Source organism: Janthinobacterium sp. CG_23.4 (assembly GCF_029892305.1).
In the GTDB taxonomy this organism is placed as follows: domain Bacteria; phylum Pseudomonadota; class Gammaproteobacteria; order Burkholderiales; family Burkholderiaceae_D; genus Janthinobacterium; species Janthinobacterium lividum_D.
In genome coordinates this window covers 4,268,440-4,282,253 of the sequence record NZ_JARXUX010000001.1, presented here as the reverse complement: position 1 = coordinate 4,282,253, position 13,814 = coordinate 4,268,440, and the positions used below count along the sequence as shown (strand labels likewise).

The window sequence follows — 13,814 nt, the reverse complement described above, 5'->3', positions numbered from 1 at the left end:
GTAACCGTGGATCTAATCACAGTAGGACAATTCGAACTGGTATATAACGCGTTTTCATTCGCCATTGCCGTCATGGGAGCGGCAACGATCTTCTTTTTCCTCGGACGCTCACAGGTGGCGGCGCCCTACAAGACGGCCCTCACCATCACCGGTTTGGTGACACTGATCGCCGCCTACCACTACATCCGTATTTTCGCCTCGTGGGAAGAGTCGTACACCGTGGTGGCAGGACAGGTAACGGCGACGGGCATCAAATTTAACGATGCCTATCGTTACGTCGACTGGCTGCTGACGGTGCCGCTGCTGCTGATCGAACTGATCCTGGTAATGCGTTTATCGCCAACGGAAACCGTGGCAAAAAGCACCAAGCTGGGCTTGCTGGCCGCACTGATGGTTGTGCTCGGTTACCCCGGTGAAATTTCCGGTGTTCCTGGCACGCGCTGGCTCTGGTGGACGCTGGCCATGATCCCGTTCCTGATCATTGTCTATGACCTGTTCTTCGGCCTGAAAAAATCGATCGCATCGCAGCCGGAATCGGCACGCGGCCTGGTCAGTGCCGCACGCTGGGTGACCGTGTTGTCGTGGTGCTTTTATCCGGTCGTCTTCATTTTCCCGATGATAGGCTTTACTGGCGGCGCTGCCACCACCGCCGTTCAGGTGGGATACACGGTCGCTGATATCGTAGCCAAAGCGGCATTCGGCGTACTGATCTACATGATCGCGGTCCGCAAGTCGGCCGCCGACGAGCATGCCGTCGCCCCCGCCTCTGGACACAAGCAAGGCGGTAACGCGTAAGCTTCACAAGTAGGATGTTGATGCGCCGGGGCCGTCGGTCCCGGCGCAATTTTCCTCGTCGCTGGAGCGAAACCATGTACGCGCAAGCCATACCATCACCTCATCAGGTGCTCATTCCAAGGCCCGCCCCCGCCACTGCGGTGGCCACCTTCGGGAGTTTGCTCGATGCGGTCGAACTTGACTTATTCCATAGCGTCGCCTCGCACATGCCGCCATCGGACGCGGCCACTGCCGCTGCCTGCCATCTGCGCAGTGGCGGCCAGCGTGTGCGCGCCCGCCTGGCCATCCATGCCGGGCTGAGTCTGCAACTGGCGCCTGGCGATATCGTCGCCATCGCCACCACAGTAGAACTTCTGCACAACGCTTCGCTGATACACGACGACTTGCAAGACCGTGACCTGCTGCGCCACGGCGTAGCCACTGTCTGGTCGGCGTTTGGCGACAACACGGCCATTTGCGCCGGCGATTTGATGCTGGCAATGGCCTACGGCGCACTTGGTGCAGTCACCCAAACGAGCCTCCTGCCGGCGCTGCTGAACCTGACGCTGGCGCATACGAGCAAAGCGATCCACGGCCAATGCCTAGATCTGGCCGGCCCGCAGCATGACGACGTCGCCAGCTATGAATCGATGGCGAGGGCAAAATCGGGCGCCCTGCTGAGCTTGCCGACGGAACTCGCGCTGCTTGCTGCCGGGCGCGCCGAGGCCATGCCGAACGCCAGATACGCTGCCGAAAGCTTTGCCATCGGCTATCAGATCGTTGATGACATCGACGATATCGACATCGATTCGGACCCGCTGAAGATAGCGCGCTCATTCAACATCGTGCTGATGCTGCAAGCAGGCGGACAAGCGTCTGCCCGCGCCGCCGCAGTGAAGCTGGCACAGCACCATTTCGGGTGCGCCGCCGCTGCCGCCGCCGAACTGCCTGGTGGCACCGGCGATTTGCTCACGACGCTGATACAGCGTCTGGCGCAGCGCTTATGAGAGACACCGACATGCACGAACAAGCGCACGGCATCGTCATCGGGGCCGGCTTTGGCGGTATTGCGGCAGCGCTCAGGCTGCGCGCCAAGGGTTACCGGGTCACGCTGCTCGATCGCAGCGGTGCGCTCGGCGGACGCGCTCAGGTGTTCGAGCGCGACGGCTTCCGGCATGACGCCGGGCCGACCGTCATTACCGCCCCATTCCTGTTCGAAGAACTGTTCGAATTGTTCGGCGAACGCATGGCCGACCATCTGACGCTGGTGCCGCTCACGCCCTGGTATCGCTTCCGTTTCGCCGATGGCGACACCTTCGATTACGGCGGCACGCTCGAACAGACCATGGCCGAAATCGCCCGCATCGAGCCGCGCGACTGCGACGGTTACCTCGCCTTGCTGGCCCATTCAAAACGTATCTTTGCGGTCGGCTTCACCGAATTGTCTGCCCAGCCATTCGACCGGCTGGTCACGATGCTACGCCAGATCCCGCGCCTGATCGGGCTCGGTAGTTACCAGACCGTGTGGGGCCTGGTGTCGCGCTATCTGACGAGCCCGAAACTGCGCCAGGCGTTTTCAATCCAGCCGCTACTGGTGGGCGGCAATCCATTCAATACCACCAGCATTTATGGCCTGATCCATTTTCTGGAGCGCGCCTACGGCGTCCATTTTGCGATGGGCGGTACCGGCGCGATCACGGCTGCGCTGGGCCAACTGATGCAGCGCCATGGTATTTTGGTCCAGCTCAACACGACCGTCAGTTCGATCCGCGTCGAACAAGGCAAGGCTACCGGCGTACAACTGGAAAACGGCACACTGCTGAACGCCGATCTGGTGGTATCGAATGCCGATGCGGCGCATTTGTATGGTGCCATGCTTAAACCGCGTCAGCAGGCGCTGTCGGCGCGTCTGAAACTGGCCGCAGCGCATTATTCGATGGGATTGTTTGTGCTCTATTTTGGCACTACACGCACCTATCCCGATGTTGCACACCATACCATTTCGATGGGCGAACGCTACCGCGAGTTGCTGAAGGATATTTTTGAGCGCAAGGTGCTGGCCGATGACTTCTCGCTGTACCTGCACCGGCCTACCGCCACCGACCCCAGTTTTGCGCCGGCCGGCTGCGACAGTTTTTACGTGCTGTGCCCGGTACCGAATCTGCAAGGCGGCATCAACTGGCAAGAGCAAGGGCCGCTGCTGCGCGACCGCATCGTCGCCGCGCTCGATGCGACCTTGCTGCCAGGCTTACAGGAAAGCATTACCGCCGATTTCTTCAAGACGCCCGAAGACTTCCAGCACGATTACCTGAGCGTGCACGGTTCCGGCTTTTCAGTGGCGCCGCTGTTCCGGCAATCGGCCTGGTTTCGCTTCCACAACCGCGCCGAAGGCATCAAAAATTTGTATCTGACCGGCGCCGGCACCCATCCCGGCGCCGGCTTGCCGGGCGTGCTCTGCTCGGCCAAGGTCGTCGACGCGCTGATTCCAGCCGCGACCGCAGTGACGCGGGCAACATGACGCCGGCGCGCACGCCAGCACAACAGCGCGCGCTAGCGAACGCCGGCGCCGCGCTGCGCTCGAAAGGACGCAGCTTCTACTGGGCCGGCCACCTGCTGGGCAGGGTGCATGCCGCGCGCGCGACGCGCCTGTACGGTTTTTGCCGCCATGTCGACGATCTGGCCGATGAAGCAACGTCGGTCGAGGATGCGCAGCGTGCGCTGGCGCTGCTGAGCACCGAGATCGCTGCCGGCATCTCCGATGATCCGGCTACGCGCGACGTGCTGGGTCTGATGGCCGAATGCGCTATCGAACCGGTGCTGATGCTCGAATTGATACGCGGCGTGGCTTCGGATCTGGAGCCGGTGCGTGTCGAAGACGATGCTGCCTTGCTGCGCTACTGCTATCGGGTAGCCGGCACGGTCGGACTGATGATGTGCCAGGTACTGGGCGTACGCGACGAGGCGGCGCTGCGCCATGCGCTCGATCTGGGCATTGCCATGCAGCTGACCAATATTTGCCGCGATGTGAGCGAAGATGCAGGCGCCGGACGACGCTACCTGCCGGCGTCGCGCATCGGCGCGCTCGCGCCGCAGCAATTGATTGCGCCGGCCCTATCCTTGCAACCGTTGCTGCGCCGCTGCGTAGCTGACTTGCTCGATCAGGCCGACATCTATTACCAGAGTGGCCAACAGGGTTTGCCCTACTTGCCGCTGCGCGCGCGTGGCGCCATTCTCGTCGCAGCGCGCCTGTACCAGGCCATCGGTGTGCGTCTGCGGCGCAGTGACCATGCATTCTGGGAAGGACGCGCGGTGGTGCCAGGCAGGAGCAAGGCGGCGCTGACACTGCACGCCTTGCTGACGGCGGCGCTGACGCCGCGCTTCTGGCGCAGCAGCCGTGGGCACGATCATGCATTGCACAACGCTTTTGCCGACTTGCAGCATGCGCTGCCGCGCAGCGAACGGGCACATGAGCACTGAATTCGACCTGATCATATTGGGTGGCGGTTGCGCCGGCCTGAGCCTGGCGCTGCGCCTGGCCGCGCTTGGCGAGCGCTGTCCGCGCACGCTGATCATCGAAGCGCGCCATGCTTACACCAACGACCGGACCTGGTGTTTCTGGGGCGAGCCGGCAGCGCCGCTGCGCCATCTGGTGCAGCAACGCTGGAATGCGCTGACCGTGCATACGGACGCGGGCCAGGTCAGGGTCGACTGCTCTGCCACGCCTTACCAGCGCATCAGCGCCGATGCGTTTTACACCGAAGCGCTGGCCAAGGTCGCCAGCAATCAGGCCATCACGCTGCTGCTGGGCGAGTCTGTCGATGGTACGCCACGCAAGGCTGAGCAAGCCTGGCATGTCACTTGCCGCCAGAACGCTTATCGCGCTGCGATGCTCATCGACACCCGCGCTGGCGCCGGCATCGGTGAGCAGCCCAGCGCAGAGGCCACGCTCTGGCAGTCATTTTACGGTCAGGAAATTGTCTGCAGCGCGCCGATATTCGATCCCGCTTGCGTGACGCTGATGGATTTTCGCGGCACCGGCCTAGAGCGCATCTTGTTTACCTATGTGCTGCCTCTGTCAGCGCACCGCGCGCTGATCGAAGTGACGCAATTCGGGCCGACGCCGCTGAGGCCAAAACAATTATCGGACGAACTCGCACTGGCCGTTGCCGCCTGCACTGGTGCAACCAGGTTCGAGGTGCTGCGTTACGAGCATGGCATGCTGCCGATGGGCTTGCAGCTATCGGCGGCAAAGTCGGCGGCACAGTCGGCTGCACAGTGCGATCCGACCTATGTCAGGGCCGGCATACTGCAAGGGGCGGCGCGTCCGGCCACCGGTTACGCATTCCAGCGCATACAGCGCTGGGCCGAACTGTGCGCCAACCGGCTCGGCGAAGGTGCATTGCCGCTTGCTCATGTGGCTGACCCGCCGCTGCTGCGCGCGCTGGACGGCCTGTTCCTGTCACTGCTGCGGGCCCGGCCGGACATCGCGCCCGCGCTGTTTCTGCGCTTGTTCGACACGGTCGACAGCGGCTGCCTGACGCGCTTCCTGAGCGAGCAAGGCAGTCTGGCCGACTGCGCAAAGATCGTTGCCGCGTTGCCTGCGCGCCCATTCCTGCGCCATCTTCCGATCGCGCTCAAGCGATTGGCGACGCGCCGCAGTGCCGTGCTGCCGGCATGACGGCACTACGCATCCAGGGATTGCTGTTTTGCGCCATTGCCGCCGGCGTCGCGGCTGCGGGCGTCGTCGTTGCTGATGCGCTGGCGCTCGCATTGGGCGGCACGACAGGTCTGCTGGTGCTGGCCGCACTCATCTTGCTGCTTGGCGTGCCACACGGTGCGCTCGACATTGTGTTCGCCCAGGAACTGTACGGCGTGCACGGATTGCGCCACTGGTGCGGCTTCACGCTGGCGTATTTGAGTGCGGGGCTGCTGGTGGTACTGATATGGCACACGATGCCACAATTATTCCTGCTCGGTTTCCTGCTATTGTCGGCGCTGCATTTTTCGGGCGACCCGGCGCCAGGCACCAGCTTGGTCGCGCGCCTGCTCTACGGCGGCGCCATGATCGTGCTGCCCGCCCTGCTGCATGAAAACGAGATGGCGCGCCTGTTTGCCTTTCTGGTGTTACCGCAAGCGGCGATGCTACTGGCCGGCTTTTTACACGAGATCAGCTGGCCTTGGCTGCTGGCAACGGCGCTGGCAGCAGCCTGGCAAAGCCGCACGCATTGGCTGACCGGCCTCGAAATGGCGGCGGCGGCGGCGCTGGCGCTGCTGGCGCCGCCGCTGTTGGCATTTACCGTGTTTTTTTGTGCCATGCATGGCGCGCGCCACATCGTGCGCACCTGGCACTATGCTGGCGCTGGCGCTGAATCGACGACAAGGCTGGGCCGTGCCGCTCTGCTTCCCATGCTGGGCACGCTCATCCTGGGGGGGGGCGCCGCATACGGTTTGCGCGCCGCTCCACTGGAAGCGGGCCTGATGCAATTGGTGTTTGTCGGACTGGCGGCGCTGACAGTGCCGCATATGGCCCTGGTGGAGCAAGTGCGCTGGTCTGGCTGGGCCAGACGGGACGCGCCGTCCCCGCTCAATCGGTGAAGAGATGCGTATGGCCCTGCCGCTGTAGCGTGCTATTGGTCTTTCATTTAAAAAACAAATCGAAGTATAATAATTGATAGTTTTTATTGCTTATCCTATGTATGCCACCAGATGGCTTTACAATGGTAAGTTATACGTTTTCGTGATATCAGACTGTGGCTAGCGGAAAATACCTAGCTGATTGAAAGAATTGGTCTGATAAAATCCCGAATACCCGATCGACCAAACAGGAAGGCTGCACAGCATGGATTCGTCATCTGATAAAAAAGAAGAATTGCGTCAACAATTGCGCTTGGCTGCACTTGAATATCACGAGTGTCCGCGCCCCGGTAAAATCAGCGTGACGCCCACCAAACAACTGACCAACCAGCGCGACTTGGCGCTCGCTTACTCGCCAGGCGTGGCGGCACCGTGCGAAGAGATCGTCATCGATCCGGCGAATGTGTATAAATATACGGCGCGCGGCAACCTGGTGGCCGTGATCACCAACGGCACGGCCGTGCTGGGACTGGGCAATATCGGCCCGCTGGCCGCGAAGCCGGTGATGGAAGGCAAGGGCGTACTGTTCAAGAAATTCGCCGGCATCGACGTCTTCGACATCGAAATCAACGAGATGGACCCGGACAAGCTGGTCGACATCATCGCTTCGCTGGAACCGACCTTCGGTGGCGTGAACCTGGAAGATATCAAGGCGCCCGAGTGCTTTTACATCGAGCGCCAACTGCGCGACCGTATGAAGATTCCCGTCTTCCATGACGATCAGCACGGCACCGCCATCATCGTCGGCGCGGCCATCCTGAATGGCTTGAAAGCCGTCGGCAAGAAAATTGAGGAATGCAAGCTGGTCGTGTCGGGCGCAGGCGCCGCTGCGCTGGCCTGTCTGGACCTGATCGTCGACCTGGGCTTCCCGCTGAAAAATATCTACGTCACCGACCTGGCCGGCGTGGTCTACAAGGGCCGCACGGAACTGATGGACCCGGACAAGGAACGCTTCGCGCAAGACACGCCGCTGCGCACCCTGGCCGAGGTCATCCCGGACGCCGACATTTTCCTCGGCGTTTCCGCTGGCGGCGTGCTGAAACAAGACATGGTGCGCAATATGGCGCCGAATCCCTTGATCTTGGCGCTGGCCAACCCGAATCCGGAAATCCTGCCGGAAGAAGTCAAGGCCGTGCGCAGCGACGCCATCATCGCCACGGGCCGTTCGGACTATCCGAACCAGGTTAACAATGTGCTGTGCTTCCCGTACATCTTCCGCGGCGCCCTCGATTGCGGCGCGACGACGATTACGCGCGAGATGGAAATCGCCGTGGTGCACGCGATCGCCGACCTGGCGCATGCCGAGCAGTCGGACATCGTGGCCACTACCTACGGCATCAGCAACCTGTCGTTCGGCCCTGAATACCTGATCCCGATGCCGTTCGATCCGCGCTTGCTGATCAAGATCGCCCCGGCTGTCGCCAAGGCGGCCGAGGAATCGGGCGTCGCCACGCGTCCGATCAAGGACTTGCAAGCGTATGCGGATAGCCTGCAGCAATTCGTCTACCGCAGCGGCACCTTCATGAAGCCATTGTTCCTGAAAGCCAAATCGACGCCGGCCGAACTCAAACGCATCGTCTACGCTGAAGGCGAAGAAGAGCGCGTGCTGCGCGCCGTGCAAGTGGTGGTCGATGAAAAGCTGGCGCGGCCTATCTTGGTGGGCCGTCCACCGGTACTCGAAGCGCGCATCGAGAAATTCGGCCTGCGCCTCAAGCAAGGCGTCGACTTCGACGTCATCAACCCGGACTTCGACGAGCGCTATCGCGATTACTGGAATACGTATTACGCCATGACCAGCCGCAAGGGCGTCACCGAGGAATACGCGAAACTGGAAATGCGTCGCCGCCATACCCTGATCGGATCGATGATGATCCACAAGGGCGACGCCGACGGCATGATCTGCGGTACCTTCGGCACCACCCAGCTGCACCTGAAGTACATCGACCAGGTGCTGGGCAAGCGCGCCGGCAGCAATGTCTATGCGGCCATGAACGTGCTGATCATGCCGGAGCGTCAATTGGTGATGGTGGACACGCACGTCAACGAGAATCCGGACGCCGAGCAATTGGCAGAGATCACCATCATGGCGGCCGAAGAGATGACCCGTTTCGGCCTGTCGCCGCGCGCGGCTCTGCTGTCGCATTCGAACTTCGGTTCCAGCGACAGCGCCTCGGCGCAAAAAATGCGCGCCGCGCTGGCGATCATCAAGGAACGCGCCCCGGACCTGGAAATCGACGGCGAAATGCACGGCGATACGGCCCTCGACAGCAAGCTGCGTCAGAAAATCATGCCAAACTCGGCACTGAAGAACGATGCCAACCTGCTCGTCATGCCGAATATCGAGTCGGCCAACATCGCCTACAACCTGGTGAAGACGGCAGCCGGCAACGGCATCGCCGTGGGTCCGATCCTGCTCGGCTGCGCCAAGCCCGTGCACATTCTGACGCCATCGGCTACCGTGCGCCGCATCGTCAACATGACGGCCCTGTGCGTCGTCGACGCCGTGGCGCAACGCAAGGCCTAAGCGCCAGCTGCTCGACAAAAGCCGCGCCATCCGTCACGGTGGTGCGGCTTTTTTACATCTGTGCGGTATCAGCAAGGGGCGTCATCAGTACTGTGTGGGTCGCGCGCACATTGCCGTGCCGGGCGGCGACGTCCTTAAGCGCAGTGTGATACGCGTCAACAAAATACTGGCGATGGCTATCTGCAAGGCCATTTCCAGGAAATGGCGAGCTATTTGATCTGTATCAATATGCTCGCCCTGCAGCGACCGATAATGGTCTTGAACTCCTTGCCCTTCCAGTGGTCTGCATCGGCGTCGGCAGCATCGTGCCGGCGTCCCTTTGTGTGACGCAACAACGTTGGCCGTGGCGGGAGTTCACTTAATTATGGGGCTGCAGATCGAGCCACACGGCATACGACAGGCGCTTGCCGTGCCACAGTCCACCGCCGCGGATGACGGCGTCGCACGAGGTCAGCTGGCCGGCCAGCTCCTGGCGGCCCAGGTTGCGGTGCAGGCGCAGGGCGTCGTTCTGCGCCAGGTAGCCGACCAGCTCGCCATCGATGAAGACGGCGATGGCCTTGTCCTGGAACGGATGGGCATCGTCGCAGACGAGCAGGGCCAGGCATTTTTTTTCCGCATTGCCTGGGCCATGCTCACCTGCGAGCTTGGCGATAGCGGGCTGGTACATCGATTCGTTTTCCACTTCCGAAGCAAAGCGCCCCGCGTCGTTCCAGTGCTGCGCCGGGGCGCCAGGAGGAATCGCTGGCAGGTACTGGCGCATCGAGAGCAGCGGCTGGTGCAGCGGTTTGACGGACGTGCGACCGCTGAAGACGTAGTACAGCAGGGCGATGACGATCACGATGGCAAGCAGGTAAAGCATGGTATCTCTCTGATTTCTGAAGGGGGTGAGCCGGGGGCGCAAACGCGCAGCGCGTCGCTGCCGCTACTATAGCAAGTTCGTCGTGCCGCCCAGAATAATCCTCGCCATGATGCGCCGTCGCCGATGGCCATCAGCCATCAACCATCAACCATCAACCATCAACCATCAACCATCAACCATCATCCACAATCAGCGTCAGCGTCAGCGTCAGCGCCTAGCGTTTCAGCGCCATCCCCACCGAGGCGGGCACCGTGTGCTTGAAACCGAACTGCGCGTACAGCGCTTGCGCCTGGCCATCGCCGATGACCGTGCCCATGTCCACTACGGCGTCGCCGTAGAGTACTTGCACGGCAAACAGGGAGTTCGGCAAGCCCTTGGCCGCCGCTTCGGTAGTTTTCGCGCTCAGGCCGGCGGCAACGCGCAACTGCCGATAGGTGGCGAGCGCGGGAATGGCCAGGCGAATGGTGTAGGGAGATGCTGCGATCAAGGCGCTCTCCTGCAAAAATGGATTGGAGCGGCAATGATAGGCGGCCAAGCGGCTCCAGGGCAGCACGCTATATTCGTCGCACCCTATGTCGTCCGGGGCACTTTTGCGCTATGGTGGCGTGATTCTTCTATTTGTTGAAAGCACGCCATGTCCGCAGGATTTACCGCCACCGAGTTATCTGTTGTCAATCAAGACCGCGCCCTGATCACCACCCTTGCCGCGGCGCCCGGCAAAGGCGAGCCCGTCTACCTGATGCTGCAGCGCGCCGAAGAATACGACGCGCAGGACGTGGCCATGGGTATGGACGAGCCGTACATCGAATACTGCGGCCAGCAATTTGCCTGGTATGGCCACATGCATGCCGTGATCTTGCATCCGAATCGCTTGTCGGTGCAGATGGATGCCGAGGCGGCCATGCAGATGGATGACGATGGCCAGATCGACGTGCGTTTTAATTTGACGCCGGAGCGCTACGCGCAGCTGCAACAGGCGCTGCGCACCACGTTCGAGGGCTGCGATTACTATCGCGAGGAACGTTGATTTACGTCGCCATCGTGCGCCTGGGCGCCGTGCAGGCCGGCTGACATGAAGGCCGTTGGCAGCAGCGGGAAAAAGCTGATGCATCGGGCCATGTCATTTCCCTTTCGACATGGCATCGGTCCGTCGCCATGGGCGACGGACCGGGACGGTATTGCAGCAGCCAGTTAGGCTGAGAGTTCTCCGCGGATGATTGCTGCGCCTGCACTCAGCGCATTTAATTTGCCTCTTGCTACTTGGCGCGACAACGGTGCCATGCCACAGTTGGTGCTAGGGTAGAGCTTGTCGGCATCGACAAAGCGTAGCGCTTTGCGCAGGGTGTTGGCTACTTCCTCCGGTGTTTCTATGGTATTGCTTGCCACGTCAATCGCCCCTACCATCACTTTTTTTCCGCGAATGAGTTCAATCAGGTCAATGGGGACACGCGAGTTGTGGCATTCCAGCGAGATGATATCGATGTTCGATTTCTGCAGCTTGGGAAACGATTCTTCATATTGGCGCCATTCGGACCCCAGCGTATTTTTCCAATCAGTATTGGCTTTGATGCCGTAACCATAGCAAATATGTACGGCAGTTTCGCATTTGAGCCCTTCAATCGCCCTTTCCAAGGTAGCAATCCCCCAGTCATTGACTTCGTCAAAGAAGACATTGAATGCGGGTTCGTCAAACTGGATGATGTCGACGCCAGCAGCCTCTAATTCTTTGGCTTCTTGATTGAGGATTTTAGCAAATTCCCAGGCCAGTTTTTCGCGGCTCTTATAGTGGCTGTCATATAGCGTATCAATCATCGTCATCGGACCTGGCAGGGCCCATTTAATCGCTTGCTTGGTTTGCTGTCGTAAAAATTTGGCGTCTTCCACAAAAACCGGCTTCTGGCGACTCACTGCGCCAACGACTGTCGGCACAACCGCGTCATAGCGATCACGAATTCTGACAGTCTCGCGTTTTTCGAAATCAACGCCATTCAGGTGCTCAATAAACGTGGTGACAAAATGCTGGCGCGTCTGCTCGCCATCACTGACGATATCAATGCCTGCTTGCTGCTGTTCCTGCAGTGACAAACGTAAAGCATCTTGTTTGCCCTCAATTAATTCCTCGTCTTGTAATTTCCAAGGCGACCACAGTTTTTCAGGTTGTGCAAGCCAAGAAGGTTTGGGCAAGCTGCCGGCAGTTGAAGTAGGTAATAATTTTTTCATGATAAATTTTTCGTGTATTTTGCTTAATGCGAGAGCGTGCTGGCAGCCCATTGTTCGAGAATATTTTTGTAGGGCTTGATGAAGTGCTCCTCCGTATATTTTCCCTGCTTGACAGCGAGTTGGCTGCGCTCTTCTCTATCATAGACAATTTGCGTCAATGAATAATCCTGATTCTTTAAGCTAGGCTGGTAATGCTTTCCCGCCGCAGAATTGGCATTGTAAATTTCAGGCCGGTAAATCTTTTGAAACGTTTCCATCGTGCTGATGGTGCCGATAAGCTCAAGATTGGTGTAGTCAGCAAGCAGGTCGCCGATAAAATAGAAAGCCAAAGGGGCAGAACTATTAGGCGGCATAAAATAGCGAACTTGCATACCCATTTTTTCAAAATACTCATCCGTCGGGGAAAATTCATTTTGCTGATACTCAATGCCCAGTATCGGGTGCTGATTTTCAGTTCGATGATAAGTCTTGCTGCTCGATGCGCTGATACAGATAACAGGTGGCTTGTTGAAACGCTCCTGGTAAGCATTTGATTTGACGAAGTGTTTGAATAGCTTTCCATGAAAATCGCCGAAATTCTCCGGCGTGCCAAATGCTGATTTATTATTGTTATGCTCTGGCAGCAGCACACTGAAGTCGTAATCGCGCACGTAAGAGGAAAAATTATTCCCGGCGATGCCATCAATGCGTTCCTTGGTTTTTTTGTCTATGATGTTCGGTTTCAATATCTCAATCAATGGCAGTACGTCATTGCCGCCTTCAACATCAATATTCATCTCGACGGAAATTATTTCCAGTTCTACCGAGTAGCGATCTCCCTTCGGGTTATCCCAGTGCGCCAAGTTATTGAAGCGATTTTCAATCATCCTCAGGGTATTGCGCAAGTTTTCTTGGCGACTCTTTCCTCTGGCTAAATTGGCGAAGTTGGTCGTCAGGCGCGTATTTTCCGATGGATGATAGTTTTCATCGAAAGAAATGCTCTTGATGTTAAATGTGAAATCTTTGCTCATTGTGATCTGGTGTCCTAATTTCTGCGGAAAAATATGAATTTGAGTATTGAGATGTCTGTTTTTATTGATAGTTTTACAATCTTATTTGCAATTCTTCTCGCGTGCCATTCTTGCTCCTGTGCGTGCTAATCGAGACGTGCCGCTGTCTGCTGCGAGTGACCAGCGTTCTTTATCACCCGCCAGGCGGCAATCCGATGCTCCTTCGCTTCAGGCCGCAATCAACTCCTCGGCGGCGGCAGATCTTGCACGGCGCGTCAACTCGATCAATGGCAATGCCCGTTGGACTGCCAGTGCGGCCCGCCCGATCAGGGCCGCGTCCTGTAGACGGTAGTCGAGGAAATCCTTATCGGTCGCGTACACGCCCAGCGGCAAGGTGCGTGCCTGGAAGAAGCTGAACAGTGGTCGCAACTGGTGCTCGATCACCAGGGCATGGCGCTCGCTGCCGCCGGTGGCTGCCAACAGGACGGGTTTGTCGATCAAGGCATCTTGATGAATGAAGTCGAAGAAGTGCTTGAACAGTCCCGTGTAGGCGCCGCGGAAGACCGGTGTTGTCACCACCAGGATGTCAGCTTGCTCGACCGCTGCAAGTTCGCGCTCCACGTTGTCGGGCAGTTGGGAGCGCCAGAGCGCGCCCGCAAGCTGTGGTGCCAACTGACCCAGTTCAACCAGGCGTAGTTCGCAGGCGACTTCGTCGGCGATCAGGTCCAGCAGGTGCTCGGCCAGGGCGGTAGCCTTGGAAGGGCGTTGCATCCCGCCGGAAACGGCGACTAAGCGCAGTGGACGTGTCATGTTT

Annotated in this window: 13 protein-coding genes; 8 read left to right on the top strand and 5 right to left on the bottom strand. The window is 59.2% G+C overall.

Features of this window, described 5'->3' with window-relative positions:
- Nucleotides 1-6 precede the first annotated feature (6 nt).
- From H4V96_RS19220 to H4V96_RS19190, 7 genes are all read left to right on the top strand, one after another.
- Nucleotides 7-795: a bacteriorhodopsin-like gene (locus tag H4V96_RS19220; protein WP_196854911.1), complete on the top strand. Its 789-nt coding sequence runs from the start codon at nt 7-9 to the stop codon at nt 793-795.
- Between the two features lie 74 nt (nt 796-869).
- Entirely contained in the window at nt 870-1,781 is a 912-nt protein-coding gene (locus H4V96_RS19215) for a polyprenyl synthetase family protein (RefSeq protein ID WP_196854912.1), read from the top strand.
- Between the two features lie 11 nt (nt 1,782-1,792).
- Nucleotides 1,793-3,292, top strand: a complete 1,500-nt coding sequence (gene crtI / locus H4V96_RS19210; protein ID WP_010401579.1) for a phytoene desaturase family protein — start codon at nt 1,793-1,795, stop codon at nt 3,290-3,292.
- Nucleotides 3,289-4,251, top strand: a complete 963-nt coding sequence (locus H4V96_RS19205) for a phytoene/squalene synthase family protein (RefSeq protein ID WP_196854913.1) — start codon at nt 3,289-3,291, stop codon at nt 4,249-4,251. The genes crtI and H4V96_RS19205 overlap by 4 nt, the downstream gene beginning before the upstream one ends.
- Entirely contained in the window at nt 4,241-5,452 is a 1,212-nt protein-coding gene (locus tag H4V96_RS19200) for a lycopene cyclase family protein (protein WP_196854914.1), read from the top strand. Before H4V96_RS19205 ends, H4V96_RS19200 begins: the two co-directional genes overlap by 11 nt.
- Entirely contained in the window at nt 5,449-6,369 is a 921-nt protein-coding gene (locus H4V96_RS19195; RefSeq protein ID WP_196854915.1) for a Brp/Blh family beta-carotene 15,15'-dioxygenase, read from the top strand. Before H4V96_RS19200 ends, H4V96_RS19195 begins: the two co-directional genes overlap by 4 nt.
- 244 nt (nt 6,370-6,613) lie before the next feature.
- Nucleotides 6,614-8,932 (top strand): NADP-dependent malic enzyme, encoded by a 2,319-nt coding sequence (locus H4V96_RS19190; protein WP_029496694.1) that lies wholly within the window; start codon nt 6,614-6,616, stop codon nt 8,930-8,932.
- Between the two features lie 358 nt (nt 8,933-9,290).
- Here H4V96_RS19190 and H4V96_RS19185 read toward each other — a convergent pair whose 3' ends face one another.
- Together H4V96_RS19185 and H4V96_RS19180 are read right to left on the bottom strand one after the other, a co-directional pair.
- Nucleotides 9,291-9,791 carry a hypothetical protein gene (locus H4V96_RS19185; RefSeq protein ID WP_196854916.1) on the bottom strand — a complete coding sequence of 167 codons (501 nt, stop codon included), beginning with the start codon at nt 9,789-9,791 and terminating at the stop codon, nt 9,291-9,293.
- 214 nt (nt 9,792-10,005) lie between these two features.
- On the bottom strand, nt 10,006-10,278 hold the full coding sequence (locus tag H4V96_RS19180; protein ID WP_280721111.1) for a hypothetical protein: 273 nt from the start codon (nt 10,276-10,278) through the stop codon (nt 10,006-10,008).
- A gap of 147 nt (nt 10,279-10,425) precedes the next feature.
- Here H4V96_RS19180 and H4V96_RS19175 point away from each other — a divergent pair, with 147 nt between their 5' ends.
- Complete coding sequence (locus H4V96_RS19175) at nt 10,426-10,818, top strand: Imm10 family immunity protein (RefSeq protein ID WP_070346179.1); 393 nt, start codon at nt 10,426-10,428, stop codon at nt 10,816-10,818.
- Nucleotides 10,819-10,982: 164 nt separating this feature from the next.
- Here H4V96_RS19175 and H4V96_RS19170 read toward each other — a convergent pair whose 3' ends face one another.
- The 3 genes from H4V96_RS19170 to msuE all read right to left on the bottom strand — a co-directional run bounded on the left by H4V96_RS19170 (nt 10,983) and on the right by msuE (nt 13,810).
- Entirely contained in the window at nt 10,983-12,011 is a 1,029-nt protein-coding gene (locus H4V96_RS19170) for a methionine synthase (protein ID WP_010401562.1), read from the bottom strand.
- 23 nt (nt 12,012-12,034) lie between these two features.
- Nucleotides 12,035-13,021: a DUF1852 domain-containing protein gene (locus tag H4V96_RS19165; RefSeq protein ID WP_070346180.1), complete on the bottom strand. Its 987-nt coding sequence runs from the start codon at nt 13,019-13,021 to the stop codon at nt 12,035-12,037.
- Between the two features lie 207 nt (nt 13,022-13,228).
- The gene (gene msuE, locus H4V96_RS19160) at nt 13,229-13,810 is read right to left on the bottom strand and encodes an FMN reductase (RefSeq protein WP_010401558.1); all 582 of its coding nucleotides are present in this window, start codon (nt 13,808-13,810) and stop codon (nt 13,229-13,231) included.
- Between the last annotated feature and the right edge of the window lie 4 nt (nt 13,811-13,814).